This window comes from Mesorhizobium sp. WSM4871, assembly GCF_055811295.1.
Genome location: NZ_JBVVPU010000002.1, coordinates 569713 through 584278 on the forward strand (window position 1 = coordinate 569713; position 14566 = coordinate 584278).

12 protein-coding genes are annotated in these 14566 nt (G+C 64.4%); 6 read left to right on the forward strand and 6 right to left on the reverse strand.

What is annotated here, in order from left to right; all coding sequences use genetic code 11:
• Position 1 precedes the first annotated feature (1 nt).
• From AC0L2H_RS06165 to AC0L2H_RS06185, 5 genes are read left to right on the forward strand one after another with little or no spacing between them, the layout of a single operon-like run.
• A complete protein-coding gene (locus AC0L2H_RS06165; protein WP_473589364.1) occupies positions 2-1408 on the forward strand; it encodes an aminotransferase in 1407 nt (468 codons plus the stop codon).
• Between the two features lie 34 nt (positions 1409-1442).
• On the forward strand, positions 1443-2348 hold the full coding sequence (locus tag AC0L2H_RS06170; protein WP_107652519.1) for a dihydrodipicolinate synthase family protein: 906 nt from the start codon (positions 1443-1445) through the stop codon (positions 2346-2348).
• Between the two features lie 46 nt (positions 2349-2394).
• Positions 2395-3825, forward strand: coding sequence for a diaminopimelate decarboxylase family protein (locus AC0L2H_RS06175; RefSeq protein ID WP_473589365.1), 1431 nt, complete (start codon positions 2395-2397; stop codon positions 3823-3825).
• A gap of 9 nt (positions 3826-3834) precedes the next feature.
• Positions 3835-4617 (forward strand): SDR family oxidoreductase, encoded by a 783-nt coding sequence (locus AC0L2H_RS06180; RefSeq protein WP_473589366.1) that lies wholly within the window; start codon positions 3835-3837, stop codon positions 4615-4617.
• 2 nt (positions 4618-4619) lie between these two features.
• Entirely contained in the window at positions 4620-5363 is a 744-nt protein-coding gene (locus AC0L2H_RS06185) for an SDR family NAD(P)-dependent oxidoreductase (protein ID WP_473589367.1), read from the forward strand.
• A 382-nt stretch (positions 5364-5745) separates the two neighbouring features.
• On the opposite strand, the gene gcvPB is transcribed toward AC0L2H_RS06185, so the two are convergent.
• Both gcvPB and gcvPA read right to left on the reverse strand, forming a co-directional pair.
• A complete protein-coding gene (gcvPB, locus tag AC0L2H_RS06190) occupies positions 5746-7299 on the reverse strand; it encodes an aminomethyl-transferring glycine dehydrogenase subunit GcvPB (protein WP_473589368.1) in 1554 nt (517 codons plus the stop codon).
• Positions 7296-8696, reverse strand: a complete 1401-nt coding sequence (gene gcvPA / locus AC0L2H_RS06195; RefSeq protein ID WP_473589369.1) for an aminomethyl-transferring glycine dehydrogenase subunit GcvPA — start codon at positions 8694-8696, stop codon at positions 7296-7298. Before gcvPA ends, gcvPB begins: the two co-directional genes overlap by 4 nt.
• Before the next feature lie 176 nt (positions 8697-8872).
• Here gcvPA and AC0L2H_RS06200 point away from each other — a divergent pair, with 176 nt between their 5' ends.
• Positions 8873-10042, forward strand: a complete 1170-nt coding sequence (locus AC0L2H_RS06200) for an ATP-NAD kinase family protein (protein ID WP_473589370.1) — start codon at positions 8873-8875, stop codon at positions 10040-10042.
• Between the two features lie 18 nt (positions 10043-10060).
• Here the strand turns inward: AC0L2H_RS06200 and AC0L2H_RS06205 are convergent, their stop codons facing one another.
• From AC0L2H_RS06205 to AC0L2H_RS06220, 4 genes are all read right to left on the reverse strand, one after another.
• Positions 10061-11176, reverse strand: a complete 1116-nt coding sequence (locus AC0L2H_RS06205; RefSeq protein ID WP_473589371.1) for an aminomethyl transferase family protein — start codon at positions 11174-11176, stop codon at positions 10061-10063.
• Positions 11177-11242: 66 nt separating this feature from the next.
• Positions 11243-12019, reverse strand: a complete 777-nt coding sequence (locus tag AC0L2H_RS06210) for an ABC transporter substrate-binding protein (RefSeq protein ID WP_473589372.1) — start codon at positions 12017-12019, stop codon at positions 11243-11245.
• Between the two features lie 104 nt (positions 12020-12123).
• Positions 12124-12867, reverse strand: a complete 744-nt coding sequence (locus AC0L2H_RS06215; RefSeq protein ID WP_473589373.1) for a hypothetical protein — start codon at positions 12865-12867, stop codon at positions 12124-12126.
• A complete protein-coding gene (locus AC0L2H_RS06220) occupies positions 12839-14566 on the reverse strand; it encodes a hydantoinase B/oxoprolinase family protein (RefSeq protein WP_473589374.1) in 1728 nt (575 codons plus the stop codon). Before AC0L2H_RS06220 ends, AC0L2H_RS06215 begins: the two co-directional genes overlap by 29 nt.

The window sequence follows — 14566 nt, forward strand, 5'->3', positions numbered from 1 at the left end:
CATGAACACTGTGTTGCGCAACACGCCCGATCTCGAAACGCTCGACAAGCGCTATCTCTTTCATCCGTTCACAGCGCTCGCCGACCATGAGCGCAATGGGCCGATGATCATCGTCAAAGGCGAAGGCGTCTGGCTCGAGGATAACCACGGCAAGCGCTACATCGACGGCATGGCTGGCCTGTGGTGCGTCAATGTCGGTTATGGCCGCAAGGAGATCGCCGACGCGATCCAGCACCAGGCGGTAACCCTGCCCTATTTCCACTCCTTCTCGTCCTGGACGACGGACACGCCGATCCTGCTCGCCGAAAGGCTGATCGAGATGGCTCCGGTGCCGATGTCGAAGGTCTTCTTCGGCCAGTCGGGCTCGGATGCCAACGACACTCAGGTCAAGCTCGTCTGGTACTACAACAATGCCCGCGGCAAGCGTGAGAAGAAGAAGATCATCGCGCGCAACCGCGGCTATCACGGCGTGACAGTGGTCGCCGGCAGCCTGACGGGAATGCCGTCGCTGCATTCCGGTTTCGACCTGCCGCTTTCCTTCGTGCGGCATACGACGGCGCCCTATCGCCTGTGGGAAGCCGAACCCGGCATGTCGGACGAGGCCTTCACCGCCAAGCTCGCCAAGAATCTCGATGACCTGATCGTCGCCGAGGGACCGGCCACGGTCGGCGCCGTGATCATGGAGCCGGTGATGGGAGCGGGCGGCGTGATCGTGCCGCCCAAGGGCTATTACAAGGCAATCCGCGCGGTGCTCGACAGGCATGACGTGCTTTTGATCGCCGACGAGGTGATCTCCGGCTTCGGCCGGCTCGGCACCATGTTCGGCGCGACGGCCATGGAGATGCAGCCGGACCTGATCACGGTGGCCAAGGGCATCACCTCCGCCTATGTGCCGCTGTCGGGCTGCATGGTCTCGGAGAAGGTCTGGCGCGGCATCGTCGACGGCCAGGCGACGCTGGGCGCCTTCGGTCACGGCTATACCTATTCCGCCCATCCGCTGGCGGCGGCCGCGGCGCTCGCCAATCTCGACATCATCGAAAATGATGGACTGGTCGCGCAGGCGGCGGACCGTGGCGCCTTCATGCACCGGCAGCTTCAACGGGCCTTTGCCGACCATCCGCTGGTCGGCGACATCAGGGGCATGGGCCTGGTCGGCGCGGTCGAATTCGTCGCCAAAAAACAGCCGGCGACGCGGTTCGAACCGTCGCTGAAGATCGCCGGCCGCATCGTCAAGGCAGCGCTGGCGCGCGGCCTCATCACCCGCGCTTTGCCGCATGCCGACACGATCTCGTTCTCACCGCCCTTCGTCATATCGGAAGACGAGATCACGCAGATGGTGTCCCGCGCCCGCGAGGCGGTGGACGCGGTGATGGACGAGCTGGTGCGCGAAAAGATCTGGTCGGCCTGAGGCCGCAACCGCAACATACGAGGAATGAATTTTCATGGACAGGACGAGTGTTGACTGGACCGGGCCGATGCCGGCGATCACCACCCCATTTCACGACGATGGCCGCATCGACGAGGCGGAGTTCGCCGCCAATATCGAGCGGCTGATGAAGGATGGCGCCACCGGGGTCGTCGCCGGCGGCTGCACCGGTGAGTTCTGGGCGCTGAGCCATGACGAGCGCAAGCGCCTCTATGAGGTCTCGAAGGAAGCAATGGCCGGCCGTGGCACGCTGATCGTCGGCACCGGCGCGGTGACTGTCGACGAGGCGGTGGCGCTCAGCCGCCATGCCGAGAAGGTGGGATGCGACGGCGCGCTCATCCTGCCGCCCTATTTCGTCAAGCTCTCGGACGACGAGATCTTCGCCCACTATGCCGATGTGACCGCGGCCATCGGCCTGCCGGTGGTGCTCTACAACATTCCGGGCAATGCGGTGAACGCGCTGACGCCGGCGCTGGTCTCAAGGCTTGCAGATCTCGACCGTGTCGTGGCGGTCAAGGAAAGCTCGGGCGACTGGAACAATTATTACGGCACCAGCCTTGCGGTGCGCGAACGGCTGCGGGTGTTTTGCGGCCCTTCCTCGGTGTTCGGCGTACCGGCGGTGGATCTCGGCGCCGACGGCACCATCGACTGTTTCCCCAATGTCTGGTCACCGGGCGGGCTCGATCTCTATTTCGCGCCCAAAAGCGGCAACCGCGCCGAGGCCGAACGCGTGCAGGCGCTCGGGCGCCGGCTTACCGATCTCTTCACCAGCGGCGGTCGCACGCTCTACCCGGCGACGAAGGCGGCGATGGACATGCTGGGGCTCCCCGGCGGCGGCAAACCGCGGGCGCCGCTCAGGGCGCTCGCCGGCGAGCCGCTGAAGGGTCTCGAACGCGGCTTGAAAGATCTCGGCCTGCTGTGAGGCAGCCGCAACCAATAGCGATTTATCCGATGAGAGGGTCACGACCATGAAAGAGAAGACTTCCGGCCAGGCACCGCAGCTCACGCCGATCGACTACAAGGTGAAGTTCGGCGAATTCATCGGCATTGGCCCGAACGGCCATCTGTTCGTCGACGGCTGCGACGTGCAGGAGCTGGCCGAGACATTCGGCACGCCGCTCTACATCATCTCGGAGAACCAGCTCCGCTACACCTATCGTGCCTTCCGCGATGCGTTCCGCCGGCACTATCCCGATGTCGAGATCCTGTTCGCCAACAAGTCGAACAACGGCCTCGCCATCCGCCACATCATGAACCAGGAAGGTGCGGGCGGCGACTGTTTCGGGGCGCAGGAAATGTACATGGCGCTGCTTGCGGGCACCGATGCCAAGACGCTCGTGCTCAACGGCTCGAACAAGCAGGACGAAGAGCTCGAAATGGCGATCGCCAACGGGCTTTGCGTCAACATCGACGCCATGGACGAGCTCGACCGCATTGCGGCAATAGCCGACCAGCTTGGCGTCGATGTCGATGTCGGCATCCGCCTCAAGCTCGACCTCGAACCGCTGCGCGAACGCAAGGGCGTCGCCATGCACGGGCCGGGCACGCTGAAGCAGCAGAGCGACTCGACCAAATGGGGCATGACCCGCGAGCAGACCGCCGAGATCGTCAAGCGCGCCCTGACCATGCCGAGGATCAAGCTCAAGGAGACGCATTTCCACCTCAGCCGGATGTCGAACGACGCCGCCGATTTCGCCGTCATGGCGAAGGAGATGATCACCTGGTCGGGCTATCTGCGCGACAAGACCGGCTGGACGCCGCCCTGCATCGATATCGGCGGCGGCTGGACCTTCGGAAAATGGTACGGCACCGGCCCAAACAGCCAGCTCGACGACGCCAGCGCGCCGACGGCCGAAGATTATGCGCGGCTCTGCGCGGCGGCGATCAAGGAGGAGGCGGCCCGGCTCGGCCTGCCGCTGCCCAAACTGCGCCTCGAGCCCGGCCGCGCCCTGTCGGGTCCCTCGGGCGTGGCGGTCGGCCGCGTCGGCGCGGTGAAGACCGGCGCCACCAAGAAGTGGGTGAACCTCGACCTTTCGACCAACCATCTCTCCTGGTCGGCGGTGCTCGACTGGTACTATCACGCCGTCGCGGTGGCCAATGCCGAGGCCGAGGGCACGGAGGTGGTGGACCTGGTCGGGCCGCTCTGCAATTCCGACGAGGTCGGCTCGCACCGCAAGATGCCGGCGCTGCAGCGCGGCGACTATGTCGCGTTTCTCGATGCCGGGGGCTACACCGAATCCTCCGCCGCCCGCTACAATGCGCAGCTTCTGCCGGCAACGGTGCTGGTTGCCGGCGACAAGGCGGAAATCACCACGGAACGCGAGCAGCTCCGGGACGTCATGGGACGCTTTCGCGTGCCGCCACGGCTTCTCGCCGGCTCTTTCACGCCGCGCAGCTAAGGCCTTACAATGGATCTGGGTATCAGGGGGCGGCATGCCCTCGTCACCGGCGGCAGCAAGGGCCTTGGCAAGGCGGCTGCCGCCTCACTCGCCGGCGAAGGGGTCGATCTGACCCTGGTCGCCCGCACCGCCGGGCCGCTCGAAGCGGCGGCCCGCGAGATCGCGGCAGCCACGGGCGTGCATGTCGAAACGGTCGCGGCCGATGTGACGACGGCGCAAGGGCGCGCGGATGTGCTGTCCGCTTGCCCTGACCCGGACATACTGGTCACCAATCCCGGGGTGCGGCAGACGCCGGACAATTTCCGCACGATGAGCCGGGCGGATCTCGACGGCTGGATGGAGGCGCATTTCTTCACGGCCTATGAACTGATCCGCGCCGTGGTGCCGGGCATGAGCGAGCGCAAGTTCGGCCGCGTGGTGAACATCTCGGTCAGCTTCATCAAGTTCCCGCAAGTCAATTTCGGCCACTCGCATGCGGCGCGCCTGGCGCTCGCCGGCGCCATTGGTTCGATGGTGCGTGAACTGGTGCCGCACAATGTCGTCATCAACAGCGTGCTGCCCGGCTTCTTCGATACGGATGCGCTGCAGACCAATCTGCACGGCCATGCCGCGCGCGGCAACACGACCTATGAGGCGATCGTCGCCGATCGTCTCAAGACGACGCCGGCCGGCCGCTTTGCCGATCCGAAGGAATGCGGGGACCTGATCGCCTTCCTGTGCAGCGCGCAGAACGGCTATATGACGGGCCAGAACATCGTCAATGATGGCGGCGTCTACCAGGGATTATTCTGATCATGGCCGATCGTTCGGCAAGCTCCGAAATGCTCTACCCCACTGGGCGCGTGGTGATGCTGTCGGGCGCCTCGCGCGGCATCGGCCTGGCCATCGCCAGGCGTCTGCACGCGCAGGGCTATTCGCTTTCGCTCGGCGTACGGAATCCTGAAGCCGTGGCGGCCTTTGCTGCGTTCGATCCGGCGCGGACCCTGGTCCAGCGCTTCGATGCCGAGCAGGCCGAGACGGCGCCGCAATGGGTTGATGCCACCGTCGCCCGGTTCGGCCGCATCGACGCGCTCATCAACAATGCCGGTATCTTGCGCCCGCTGGACCTGCGCTCGGGCGACGAGAGCGTGCTCGACGAGATGTGGGCGGTCAACGTCAAGGCGCCGTTCCGGCTGATCCGCCTTGCCTTGCCGCATCTGGAAAAGGGCGGGCACGGACGGATCATCAATGTCGCCTCGACCGACGGCAAGCGCTACCGCGACACCGTCTCGGTCGCCTATGCCATGACCAAGCACGCCATCATGGCCCTGACCCATGCCGCCAAATTCGCCGGCTGGGAAAAGGGCGTGCGCGTCACCGCACTTTGCCCGGGCGCCGTCGACACCGATCTCGTTGCATCCGTCCCGGGAGTGGCGCCGTCGGCAAACCGTATCGCTCCCGAAACGATCGCGGAGACGGTGGCGTTCCTGCTGCGCCTGCCGAACACGGCGTCAGTGGCCGAGATGGTTCTCAATACCAGGCTCGAGAGCTGGATTTAGCCAAGGGCCGAGGTGCTGCCGTGCTATTTAGTGCAGCGGCGTTCGAAGGTCACGGCATGGATCCTAGGGTCTGCGCCGCGTCGCTTCGCTCCTTGCTACGCCCTAGGATGACGAAGGCATGGGGGCTCAAGCCCAGTCGCGGACATCGGAGATTGCGTCGCCGCTTAGCTGATGGTTGCCGATGGATCGCATGCCTTCGAGATTAGCTGAAGCCACCCTCGCTTCGTCATTCTAGGGCGAAGCAGGAGCGAAGCGACGTCGCGGAGACCCTAGAATCCATGCCGTTACAGTGGCCGAGGAGTGCAGCGATCCATTGCTTGATTGCGCGCCCACCTCCGGCTCGGCTTGGCCTCGAATCTTAACACGCCTAACGGCAGCGTTTTCAACCTCGCGCACGTTTGCGCACATAAGCGCGCCAGGTCATCGCCCAATGGGCCGGGTCTTCGAGCGGCGCGCCCTTGATCTGATGGACGGCCTGGTTATGCGGCGCCGAGCGTACTTTGTCGGGATCGGCATAGGCCTCCTCGATGACCGTCCCCAGGACGGCGATCCACGTGTCGAGATCCTCCTTCGACCACATCTCGCCAGCCTCCGGCGTGAAGGGTTGCGGAACGATCCACGGCTCGTGCGACAACCAGAAGGCGTCGATGCCGTAATCGACCATGCGGTTCTGGACATCCATGGCGCTGACGCCGGTGTCCTCGAACAATTTGCCGAGGCTGAAGCGCGTCATCTCCATGCGCCAGGCATCGATCTGCGGATGCGAGCGCGAGACGCCGCGCAGCTTCAGCAGTTCGTGGTCCATGTAATTGTTGGCCAGCACCGACAGGTCGGCCGCCTCGCGAATGCCCTCGGCGCCGAGCGAACGGACCCAGGCATAGGCCTTGAGCACGACGGGGATGTTGCCAAGGAATTCGCGGATCTTGCCTATACTGTCATCACGGTCGTTGTCGAGATGGTAGCTTTTGCCATCGAAGGTCACGACCGGTTTGGGCAGGAAAGGCGCAAGCTCGGCGCTGCAGCCATAGGCGCCGACGGCAGGGCCGCCGCCGCCCTTCGGCGCGCCGAAGGTCTTGTGCAGCATATACATGCAAGCGTCGAAGCCGAGTTCCCGTGCCCTTAGCCGGCTCATCACGCCGTTGAAATTGGCGTGGTCGTAGAAGCAGAGCCCGCCAGCCTCATGGACGACGCGCACCCATTCCTTGATGTGCGGGTTGTAGATGCCCATGTCATCGGGATTGTTGATCATCAGGGCCGCGGTACGGTCTGAAACTGCTGCCTTGAGCGCATCGAGCGAGGGATAGCCATCTTGTTCCAGCGGCAAGGTGATGACCTTGAAGCCGGCTGTCGCGGCGGTGGCCGGGTTGCAGGGATGCGCCTGAAGCGAGGTGATGATCTCGTCGCGCTTGCCGAGTTCGCCGCGGGAAGCGAGCCAGGCGCGGGTAACGCAGGCATGGGTATAGGCGGCATCGGCGCCGCCGGCAGGCTGGAACACGAACTGATCCATGCCGGAGAGTTCGCGCAAAGCCAAGTCGAAGCGATGGATGATCTCGAGCACGCCCTGCAGCGTTTCCTCATCCTGCAGCGGATGGATTTCCGCGAGCTCGGGGCGTGCCGCCAGCGCCTCGTTGAGGCGGGCATTGTATTTCATGGTGCAGGTGCCGAACAGGCTGATGCCCATCATGCCGAGCGTCTGCTGGGAAAGGTGGAGATAGTGCCGGAGCACATCGGGCTCCGACATTTCCGGCAAGGCCGGCGGCATCGTGCGGCGCATGCCTTCGGGGATCAGTGCTTCGGCGCAGCCCACCGCAGCTGTGACCGCCTGATCGGCGGCCGGAAACATGATGCCGCGCCGCCCGCGCCGACCCATTTCCATGACGACCGGCTCGTCCCAGACGGCCGCGTGATAGCGCCGCAGCTTGGTCATGTTGCTCATCGGCTCAGGATCTCCGCAAGGCTCGCCGCCAGGCGATCGATGTCGGAGCGGCTGTGGACTTCCGTCACCGCATAGAGCGCGGACTGGCCGAGAGCCGGGAAGGCTGCGGACAGATGATGGCCGCCGAAAATCCCGCGCTCGCGCAAGGCCCGGTTGACGTCGCGCACGGTTTTGCCCGATCCGTCAAACCGAACAACGAATTCCTTGAAGAAGCCGCCGGGAAAGACGATGTCGATGCCGGGCACTTCAGCCAGCACCTTTGCCGCGTAATGCGCCTGCTGGACGATAAGCTCGCCGACCTCGCGAAAACCTTGCGGACCCATCAGCGACATGTAGACGGCGTTGGAAATCGCCCAGAGATAGACGGAGTTGCCGGTCCAATCCTTGCCGTTCTCGCGCGAACCGTAAGAGGACTGGTGCAGCAGCGACAGGCCGAAAGCGTGTTCTCCGGGCCGAACCGTCTCGGCGATCGACACCAGCAGGGACGGATATTCGCGGGCGTAGCGCTCCTCGTCACGGCTTGCGATGAACCCACCGGTGCCGCCGCCGCAATTCATGTGGACGCCGAGCGGTTGCGTGGTGCCGACGACGATGTCGGCGCCAAAGCCGGCTGGCGGGGCAAGCACGCCAAGCGAGATCGGATCGACGCCGACGATGAATTCGGCGCCGGCGCGATGGGCGAGTGCGGCGATCTCGCCTGCGTGCGCCTCGATCACACCGAGATAGTTCGGCGTCTCGATATAGACGGCGGCGGTGCGCGAAGACAACTTTGCTTCCAGCTCGGCCAGATCGAGAAGGCCGGTGGCGGCATCGAAGCCGATCTCGACCACGGCGATGTGGCTCGGCATCTGCTGCGGTTCGCAATAGTTGCGGATCACCGAAAGCCGTTCGGGATCGATGATGCGCGGCACGATCACCTCGTGCCTGCCGGTCAGGCGCGAGGCCATGCGGATGGCGTGGCCGGCGGCGCAGCCCCAGCTGTAAACGGGCAGGCCGACGATCTCCATGTCGAGCAGTTCGCCAAGCTGGCTGGTGAACTCGAACCATGCCTGGTTGCGGCCATGGTCCGAAGACGGCGTACCCCAGACAGGCGTCAGGAATTCGCTGCGCCCGGCGATCTCGTCGCAGATCGCCGGCACATGGTGCTGCCAGCAACCGCCGCCGAGAAAGCTGAGATTGGCTTCGCAATCCTCGTTCTTCCTGAGGATGGCAAGCAGATGCCGCCGAAGCTCGGCCTCTGAACGCAGCGCCGGCGGCAAGGTGAGCTCGCGTGTCATGCGATGATCGGCCGGAATCTGCTCGAACAGCGCCTCGATCGACGGGGCGCCGATGGCGTCGAGCATCTCCTTTTTGATGGCCGGAACGGAGTTGGCCATGAAGGGGTGAGTGAAGGTCATGACGTCTCGCAAGGCGGTGCAACTGACTGGCAGACTGTGCCGAACTTGACCCGCATCTGTCAATCGGTTGTACGCAATGCGCACGGAAGTTACTATATCGAACGAAACGGCTAGATCGACCAGGGCAGAAAAAGACGATCCGCCGCGTATCTGCCGACAATTTGGTAAGAAGGCTGATGGCGACATCGAATCTTGCGAACAGCCGGACGCTGGCAAATGGCGGGAGCGGCATTGAGCCGCTACGGATCGGCTTTCTGGTCAATCCGCTTGCCGGGCTTGGCGGCCGCGTCGGCCTGAAAGGATCCGATGGCGCCGACACCGTCGCGGCGGCCCTGGCGCTCGGGGCGCAACCGGCGGCATCCGAACGCGCGGCGCTTGCGTTGCGGGAATTTGCTGACAGCGGCATCGCGATCCTGACGGCAGGCGGCGCGATGGGCGAGACAGCCTGCCGGATCGCTGGCGTCAACCACCATGTCGCCTTTGCCCCGGCAGGACCGGCGACATCGGCTAACGATACGATCGAAGCCGCGCGGGCCTTTCTCATCGCAGGAGCGAGCCTCATTCTCTTCGCGGGCGGCGATGGCACGGCGCGCGACATCCTGTCGGCCGTCGGTCGCGACATGACGATGGTCGGCATCCCGGCCGGGGTGAAGATGTATTCCGGAGTCTTTGCCCTGTCGCCTGTCCATGCCGGCCTGCTGGCCAGAACCCATCTTGCGCAAGGCGCCGACGCGCCAACCGACGAGCGCGAGATCCTTGACGTCGACGAGGCGAGCCTGCGACAGGACAGGCCGGCCACACGCCTTTATGGCTATGGCCCGGTGCCCCGCGATCCGGCGATCCAGGCCGCCAAGGCTTCGACCGGAGGGAATGAACACCATGATGTGGCAGCGCTCTGCCGCGCCGCGGCGGCTGATCTCGAACCGGGCTGCGTTCACATCGTAGGGCCGGGCTCGACCATGCAGCGTCTGCTGGCCGAGGCCGGGCTCGAAGGCTCCCTGCTCGGAGTCGATCTGGTCGCCAACGGCAAGCTGCTGGCGAAGGATGTCGGCGAGGCGGACATCCTGGCCTGCCTCGACCAATGGCCGGCGCGTATCCATGTCGGCGTCATAGGCGGCACCGGCTGTCTGTTTGGCCGCGGCAACCAGCAGATCAGCGCCAAGGTGCTGCAACGCGTCGGGAGCGAGCGCATCGCCATTCTCGCGCCGCCGTCCAAGCTTGCGCTGCTGGGACCGGCCGGCTTCTTTGTCGACACCGGCGATGCCGAGGTTGACCGGATGCTCCGCGGCTATATCAAGGTGCGCACCGCGCCTAGACGCGAGATGGTGATGCGCATTCGCGGCTGAGGCGTCCCCGCGGTCTTGCTAAGCCCGCAGCCTGACTCCGTCCGGGTCGAAGAACGGCATCGGCGCCACGACCGCGCGTGTCGGCGTGCCGTCGATGTCGATGCTGAGTTCGGTACCAATGGCCGTGAAAGGCAGCCGCAGATGCGCGGTCGCCAGCACCTTGCCGAGGGAATAGCCGTGGTCGCTGTAGGTGACGACGCCGGCGTCCTCGCCGCCGGCCAGAACCCGGGCATTGGTTGCGGCAGGCGTGTCGCCGTCGAGGATCAGCCCGGTCCAGCGTTCATCGACGCCTTTGTCGCGCACCTTCAGCAGCGCTTCGCGGCCGACGAAATCGCCCTTGTCGAACTTGATCCAGCGGTCGAGCCCGACATGGAACGGCGTGCGCGTCTCGTCCATGTCGATGCCGTGCGCGGGATAGGCCTTCTCCAGGCCGAGCGTGAACATCGCCAGCACGCCATAGGGTTTCAGGCCGAAATCCGCCCCCGTCCGCATCAGCGTGTCCCAGACGGAGGTCGCCTCGTCGGCCGGCACGAACAGCTCGAAACCGAGCTCGCCGGTCACGCCGGTGCGTGAAATCAGCACCTTCGTCTCGCCGACGCGCCCCGATGCGAACGACCAGCGCTTCAAGCCATCCAGATCGGCATCAGAGACCAGCGCCTTCAACAATGCGCGCGAGCGCGGTCCCTGTATGGTCGGAAAGGCGATGGCCGCCGTGATGTCGGTGACATAGGCCTTTCTGCCCTGCGCATGATGCAACAGCCAGGGCAGCATTTTGAGGCGATTGACCGAGCCGGTCACCAGCATGAAATGCTCCGGCCCGAGCCTGAACACGGTGAGGTCGTCCATGATGCCGCCATCCTCGCGGCAGATGGTGGAATAACGCACCTGCCCCGGTTTCATCGCCGCGGCATTGTTGACGATGACATGGTTGACCAGGGCCTCGGCCTCCGGACCCCTGATGTCCATCTTGCCCATGGTGCTGAGGTCCTGGACACCGACGTTGCTACGGGTGTTCAGGTGCTCGTCGGCAATGCCGGAATAGTACTTGGCCGAAATGAAATCGCCGCCGACCCGGCCCATGGTCGCGCCCAGCCCGACGATGCTGTTGTAGAAAGGGGATCGCCGCTCAACCAAGAAAGTCTCCATCTTCATGAAAACGGCAGCGCCGGACAGCGCTGCCGAAGGCGTTTCTTGCCGGTCTCAGCTGCCGTAGACGTCGAACGAGAAATATTTGTCGTTGATTTCCTTGTACTTTCCATTGGCGCGCAGCGCGTCGATGGCGGCGTTGAGCTTGTCCGTCAATTCCTTGTTGCCCTTCTGCAGTGCGATGCCGACGCCGGGGCCGTGGATGGCGGGATCGGCGGTCAGGGTGCCAAGCAGCTTGCAGCAGGCGCCATCGGGCTTCTTCAGCCATTCGGTGAGGATGATCGAGCCGTCCATCACCGCATCCAGGCGCCCGTTGACCATGTCGGCGCGGGCATCGTCGCCGGTCGGATAGGCCTTGACGGTCGAGCCTGAGTATTTCTGCTCGGCGAAATTCTGGTGGATCGTCGCGCTTTGCACGCCCAGCGTCTTGCCTTTCAGATCCTCGGGCGACGTGCCCGACACCGTCGAATCCTTCGGCACGGCGATGGCCGGCGGCGTCTGGTAGTATTTGTGGGTGAAGTCGACCTTCTCGGCGCGTTCGGGCGTGATGGTGATGTTGATGATGGCGTCGAACTTGCCGGCCTGAAGTGCCGGGATCGAGCCATCGAAATCCTGCACGACGAATTCGCATTCGGTCTTCATCTCGGCGCACAGCGCCTTGCCGAGATCGATGTCGAAGCCACCCAGCGTGCCGTCGGCGTTGGCATAGTTGAAGGGCGGATAGGCGCCCTCGGTGCCGAGCTTGAGTTTCTTGTCCTGGGCAGAGGCAGCACCCGTGGCGAGCGCCAGAGCGAGCGAAGCGGAAAGCACGAAACGACCGAAAAGACGCATGATCCAGATCTCCGTTGACGGGAGAAGTCTACGGAGTTCTGCGCCCCCGGCGGAGACGGAAACGACATGCCCTGCGGCGATCACGGCGTGGCCAGGCATTGCCTTTAGTTTCCGGGACGCTTCAGATTATTCTCGATGGTCTCGCTCGCCCAAGCGAGTTTTTCGCGATCGTCTGAGCGCAACGGAGCCTCGACCGCGACGGTGAACAAATGCCGGGCGAGGCTTTCGGACAAAAGCCATGCGGTGACCTGTTCGCTAACGATCATGCGCCCCTTGTCGAGTTTCTTGATGTTGCTGGTAATCAGGTCCGCACAGTGCAGCATGGCTTCGGGGTAAGGGCTTTCACGCCAGGCGGCCAGTGCGCCTGCCACATCCATCCCGGCAAGCACCATGCCCTCCAGCCAGGGAACAGCATCCCCTTCATCGGGGTGCTTGCTCAACGTCTTTTGCCAGGCAGCCTGAAACAGGACTTCGACGGCCTGCTGTTCTTCCGATGGCCAATCGCGCCAAGAGGCCCTTTCGAGCTTTGCGGCAATCACGTTGGCGTCGAACCCCATCGAAGGTTCGCCTTGGATGGCAAGTTCAAGCACCCTCGGCAGAAAGTGCCGGTAATCATCGACGTCGCCGACTGTCCATACGGCCGATCCGGCATAGGTGCCGAGTTTTTCGCCGCTGAGTTGCCGTAGCTTATCACTGGCTACTGCCCGAAAGATTGCCTCCGCATCTTCGATCGGCGAGCTGTGGAGAAGCCGGGGCAGCGGATAAGACGCGAAGACGTCATAGACACGCTCGACCGCGTGGGCCAGTTCAGACGCAGGCTCAGCTTCCAAGCGATTTGGATTGGTCATCCATTACGACTCCGAACATGTCCCTAGCTTGCTCGGCTGTATAGTACCCTAGCCTGACATCCTGAGCGACCAGTTCCGGATCGCGCAGTAACGGATCGCCATAGCCGCCACCGCCGGGCGTGCCGACGCGCACGCGGTCGCCGGCCTGCAACGGGATGTCCTGCTCCTTGGAGAGATGCGGCGGGACGTGCGCTTCGCCGTTACGGAACACGGTCACCGTGTTGACCGCGCCATCCTTGCCGCCGAGCGCGCCTTGCGGGCCGAAACGGCCATGGTCCATGACGAAGGAGGCGCGGGCGTCGCCGCGCAGGATCTCGACCTCGTAGGCGAGGCCGAAGCCGCCGCGATGCTTGCCGGCGCCCCCCGAGCCCTCGCGCAGGGCATAGTGGCGATAGAGCACCGGAAAGGCCTGTTCCATGATCTCGACCGGCGGCGATTTGGAAATGCCGATGGTCGAGCAACCATTGGTCAGGCCGTCGTGACCGGCATTGCCGCCATAGCCGCCGCCGGAGATCTGGTACATGACATAGTCGCGGCCGCGCGCCGGGTCGTTGCCGCCAAGTGCGAAATTGCCGCTGGAACCGGCGGGCGCCGCCGTCACCCTGTCCGGCAGCGCCTGGACCATGGCGGCGAACACCGCCTCGGCGATGCGTTGCGACACCTCGGCCGCGCAACCCGACACCGGGCGCGGATATCTGGCGTCGAGGAAAGTGCCTTCGGGACGCTTGACGTGAAGCGGCTCGAAGGCGCCGGCGCTGATCGGCACGTCCGGGAAAATATGGCGCATGGCGAGATAGACCGAGGACAAGGTCGTCGCCAGCACGCTGTTCATCGGCCCGGCGCAAGGCCTGGATGACCCGGAAAAATCGAAGCTCAGCGTGTCGCCATGCTTCTCGACCGCCAGCGCAATGGTCAGCGGCTCGTTCACCACCCCGTCGGAATCGACGAAGGCCTTGGACCGGTAGATGCCGTCCGGGATGGCCGATATGTTGGCGCGCATCTGTTCAGCGGCGCGGCGGCGCAGTTCGGCGATCGCCTCGACAACAGTTTCGTCACCGTAACGATCCAGGATCCCATTGAGCCGATCCTGGCCGATCAGCAGGGCAGCCGCCTGCGCCCTGATGTCGCCGATGCGTTGGTCGGCAACGCGGATGTTGGAGCAGATGATGGCGTAGATCTCCGGATCGAGCACGCCCTTCTTGAACAGTTTGACCGGCGGCAACCGCAGGCCTTCCTGCTCGACCGCCGTCGCGGAAGCCGAGAAGCCGCCGGGTACCGAGCCGCCAATGTCGGGCCAGTGGCCGGTGTTCGACAGCCAGCAGAAAATCTTGCCACCCCTGTAGACCGGCATGGCGAAGCGCACGTCCATCAGATGGGTGCCGCCGAGATAGGGGTCGTTGACGATGTAGATATCGCCCGGCTCGGGCGGCAGGCAACGGCCGTCGGCGATCATCTCGATCACCGTCCGGGTCGAATATTGCATGACGCCGACGAACACCGGCAGGCCCTGGCTGCCCTGCGCGATCAGCGAGCCGTCGACCGCCGAATAGATGCCGTCGGAGCGGTCGTTGGCCTCGGCGATGACCGGCGAGAAGGCGGCGCGCGAGAAGGTCAGGTCCATCTCGTCGCAGACCTGCTGCAGGGCCGCCTGAAGCACCGAAAGCGTGATGGCGTCGAGCTTTGCCCTGGATGCTGGCAT